At 65.6% G+C, this 3,611-nt stretch carries 5 protein-coding genes; 1 reads left to right on the forward strand and 4 read right to left on the reverse strand.

The window, feature by feature from the left end:
* The 4 genes from KBT70_RS09315 to KBT70_RS09330 form a co-directional block, all read right to left on the reverse strand.
* A partial coding sequence (locus KBT70_RS09315) for a metal ABC transporter permease (RefSeq protein ID WP_296631805.1) occupies nucleotides 1-165 on the reverse strand: 165 nt, incomplete at its 3' end.
* Nucleotides 165-1,364: a metal ABC transporter permease gene (locus tag KBT70_RS09320; RefSeq protein WP_296631795.1), complete on the reverse strand. Its 1,200-nt coding sequence runs from the start codon at nucleotides 1,362-1,364 to the stop codon at nucleotides 165-167. The genes KBT70_RS09315 and KBT70_RS09320, both read right to left, overlap by 1 nt.
* Nucleotides 1,365-1,366: 2 nt before the next feature.
* Nucleotides 1,367-2,158: a metal ABC transporter ATP-binding protein gene (locus KBT70_RS09325; protein WP_296631800.1), complete on the reverse strand. Its 792-nt coding sequence runs from the start codon at nucleotides 2,156-2,158 to the stop codon at nucleotides 1,367-1,369.
* Nucleotides 2,155-3,144, reverse strand: coding sequence for a zinc ABC transporter substrate-binding protein (locus tag KBT70_RS09330; protein WP_296631808.1), 990 nt, complete (start codon nucleotides 3,142-3,144; stop codon nucleotides 2,155-2,157). The genes KBT70_RS09325 and KBT70_RS09330 overlap by 4 nt, the downstream gene beginning before the upstream one ends.
* A 111-nt stretch (nucleotides 3,145-3,255) precedes the next feature.
* Between KBT70_RS09330 and KBT70_RS09335 the strand changes: the two genes are divergently transcribed.
* On the forward strand, nucleotides 3,256-3,611 hold a 356-nt coding region (locus KBT70_RS09335), incomplete at its 3' end, for an AMP-binding protein (RefSeq protein ID WP_296631802.1).

A 3,611-nucleotide genomic window follows, 5' to 3' on the forward strand; every position in this document is an offset into this window, starting at 1 on the left:
AAGGAACCCGGCCACGATCCCCGGCAACACCACATGGCTGATCGCATCGCCGATCAGCGCCTGTCGCCGCAGCAGCAGGAAATTCCCCGGCAGCGCACAGGCCACTGCCGCCGCAATGCCAATCAGCAGCGGCGTGAGCGACAGCATGACGAAATCCTGTCCCATCACACCGCCCCCTCTGGCCCAAGGCCCCGGTCAAGGGCTGTAATCTGATCGCCTGTCAGCACCTCTTCCAAGGGTGTCAGCCCGTCATAGCGCGCCGCTGCCGCCTCGAACGCCGGGTCCGAGCGCAGGATTTGCCAGCGCCGCTCGTCCAGCCGTGCGCGTGCCGCCATGGCACGGCCTGCCTCGGTCGCGACGCCATCGGCCCGCGCCAGCCCCGCTCGGCGCATCAAGCGCAGGGTCAGCGGCTCATAGACCGGCTGCCCCGCCGCCAGTGCCAAGAGGCCCTGACGCAGATGCACCCGCCGCTGAAATCGCAGATGCCGCAAGGCCGCTGCCAGCACGCCCCGACCGGGGGCCAGCAAGAGCGACAGCACGAAGAGCGCAAAGGCTGCCAGCACAATGAGCGGCCCCGTGGGCAGATCCGGTGCCGTGGCGGAAACTGCAGCGCCCAGATAGCCCGCAACCCCGCCAATGATCCCCGCGATCATCACCACATGACCTGCGCGCTCTGACCAGAACCGCGCCGCCACCGGCGGGATGATCAAGAGCGCCACGATAAGCACGAGGCCCACCACCTTGAGCCCGGTCACGGTAATGGCAAGCGCCAATCCCATCATCGCCAGATCGACACGCGCAAGCCGCATCCCCTGCCCCACCGCATATTCGGGGTCAAAGGCCACAAGGATCATCGGCCGATGCAAGAGCCACACCAACGCCAGCACCACAGCGCCGCCCGCCGCAATCGTCAGCGCCTCGTCGCGCAGCATGCCTGCCGTAGCGCCCAGCAAAAAGGTCTCAAGCCCCGCCTGCCGCCCGGCATCCATCACCTGCACCACCGTCAGCAGGACAACGCCAAAGCCAAAGAACACCGACAGCACCGCGCCAATCGCTGCATCCTCATGCAACCGCGTGCGCGTCGTGAGCCACGTGACGGCGAGAAGGCCCAGCCCCGCCGACAGCGCCGCCCCCAGCATGAGACCGGGCAGAAACCGGCCTTCGCCGCCCATCGCCACCATGACCATGAACCCCAGCACGACGCCGGGCAGGGTGGCATGGCTGATGGCATCCGACACCAGCGCACGCTTGCCCAGATAGAGATAGGTGCCCGTGGCCCCCGCACCCACGCCCAGCATCATGGCCCCCAGCGTGACCAGCGTGGCGTTATATCCCAGTTGCAGCGTGAGCGCGTCCCAAAGCATGCTCAGAGCGCCGCCGCCCCACCCATCTGCGCCAACGCCAGCCGCCCGCCATAGGCGGTTTGCAAATGCGCGGGGGTGAACACCTCGGCCACCGGACCTTCGGCAATGGCGGTGGTGTTGATGAGAAACACGCGGTCGAAATACTCGGCCACCGTGGCCAGATCGTGATGCACGGCGATCACTGTCTTGCCCTCGGCGCGCAACCCGTGCAGCACCGCGATGATCGCCTTTTCCGTGGCGGCATCGACGCCAGCAAAGGGCTCGTCCAAGAGATAGAGATCCGCCTCTTGCGCCAAGGCCCGCGCCAGAAACACCCGCTGTTGCTGCCCGCCCGAGAGCTGCCCGATCTGGCGATGGGCAAACCCTGCCATCCCGACCCGGTCAAGACAGGCCGTGGCGCGGGCGCGGTGGCTGGCCCGCACCCGGCCCAAAAGACCCAATTCGCGAGTGAGACCCATCATCACCACATCAAGCACGCGGGCCGGAAAATCCCAATCCACGCTGGCGCGCTGCGGCACATAGGCAATCCGCGCTCGCCGCTCGTTCAGCGGGCGGCCAAGGCTTGTAACCTGTCCAGACAAAGGCCGGATGATCCCGAGCGCAGCCTTGAGCAGCGTCGATTTGCCCGCACCATTCGGGCCGACGATGGCGGTCATCTGACCGGGGCGAAAACTGACATCAACGGAAAACACCGCTGGTTTTTCACCATACGAGACCGTCAGCCCCCGGATCGACAGCGGGCTGTCGGTGTCTGGCGCGGTGGCTTTGCCAACCAGTTCCAATGCCATGCTCATCCCCCAGCCGCCAGTTTTCCATCCATCCCGCGCCCCGGAGCGGCGCCGCCCAAGGCAGTGGCGATGGTGGTCACATTATGGTCGATCATGCCCAGATAGCTGCCCTCATAGGTGCCAGGTGTGCCCATAGCATCCGAGAAAAGCTCGCCGCCGACGATCACCTCATGCCCCTGTGCCGCAGCCCCTTCGATCAGCGCGCGGATATTGCGATCCGACACGGTGCTCTCGACAAAGACCGCCCGGATCTGGCGACTGACCAGCAGATCAACCAGATCGCGAACCCGCGCCAGACCGGCCTCGGATTCCGTGGACAATCCCTGAATACCCTCGACGCGGTAACCATAGGCGCGGCCAAAATAGCCAAAGGCATCATGCGCCGTGACCAGCACGCGGGCCGGTTCGGGCACAGAGGCCAAAACGCCCGTGGCATAGCGGCCCAGCCGCGCCAAATCGTCCTTGTAGCGCGCGGCGTTGCTGGCAAATAGGGCTGCATCGTCGGGCCGCGCGTCGCTCAGCGTTTGGGCGATGCGATCAACCACGACCGCCCACAATTCCGGCACCATCCAGACATGCGGATCATAGCGCCCCTCGTAATCCTCATGCGCGATGCGTTCTGCCTCGGGTACCGCCTCGCCCACCGGGACAACGGGCGAGCGTGCGGCAAGTTTCAGCAAAAACTCCTCCATCTGCGCCTCAAGATAGAGGCCATGCCAGAGCACCAGATCAGCGCGGGCGAGGGCGGCAATATCGCTGCGGGTCTGGCGGTAGGAATGCGGATCGATCCCCGGCCCCATCAGGGCGCGCACCGAAACCCGATCACCGCCCACAACCCGCGCGGCGTCAGCGATCATGCCGGTGGTGGCGACCACCTCCAACGGGGCGGTTTGGGCAAAGGACGGGCACGAAGTGAGCGCCACCGCGCCCAACGCAAGGCCAAGCGCGCGGCGGCGGGTCAGAGACGGAAAGGCTGTGATGTGGTGTGACATGAGAATGAATATGAGAACTATTCGCAACAAGTCAAGGCCCCCTCCGGCCGATTGATCCCCCTCCGCTTTCATGCCACCGTCCGTCCGCGAGGGACGAGGGAGGAAACCACCATGCAAGGCCAGATGATGCATCGGCCGCTCAGGATCATCGACATCCTGTTGCACGCCGCCGAGGCGCATGCCACCGAAGGCATCGTGTCGGCGCGGGTCGAGGGCGATCTGCACCGCCAGAGCTATCCGGAAACGCTGGCGCGGGCGGCGCAACTGGCGCAGGCGCTCACGGCACTTGGACTGGAACCGGGGGACCGGATCGGCACGCTGGCGTGGAACGGGCACCGGCATTTCGAGCTTTATTATGGAATCTCGGGCATGGGCGCGGTGTGCCATACCCTCAACCCGCGCCTGTCGCGCGAGCAATTGCTCTATATCATCGGACATGCGGGCGACCGGCTTTTGTTCCTCGATCT

The organism is Roseovarius sp., from assembly GCF_018066915.1.
Classification (GTDB): Bacteria; Pseudomonadota; Alphaproteobacteria; order Rhodobacterales; family Rhodobacteraceae; genus Roseovarius.

Excerpts from the sequence above, each read along its gene's own strand:
- KBT70_RS09320 (WP_296631795.1), bottom strand. The coding sequence starts at position 1,364 with ATGCTTTGGGACGCGCTCACGCTGCAACTGGGATATAACGCCACGCTG.
- KBT70_RS09325 (WP_296631800.1), bottom strand. The coding sequence starts at position 2,158 with ATGAGCATGGCATTGGAACTGGTTGGCAAAGCCACCGCGCCAGACACC.
- KBT70_RS09330 (WP_296631808.1), bottom strand. The coding sequence starts at position 3,144 with ATGTCACACCACATCACAGCCTTTCCGTCTCTGACCCGCCGCCGCGCG.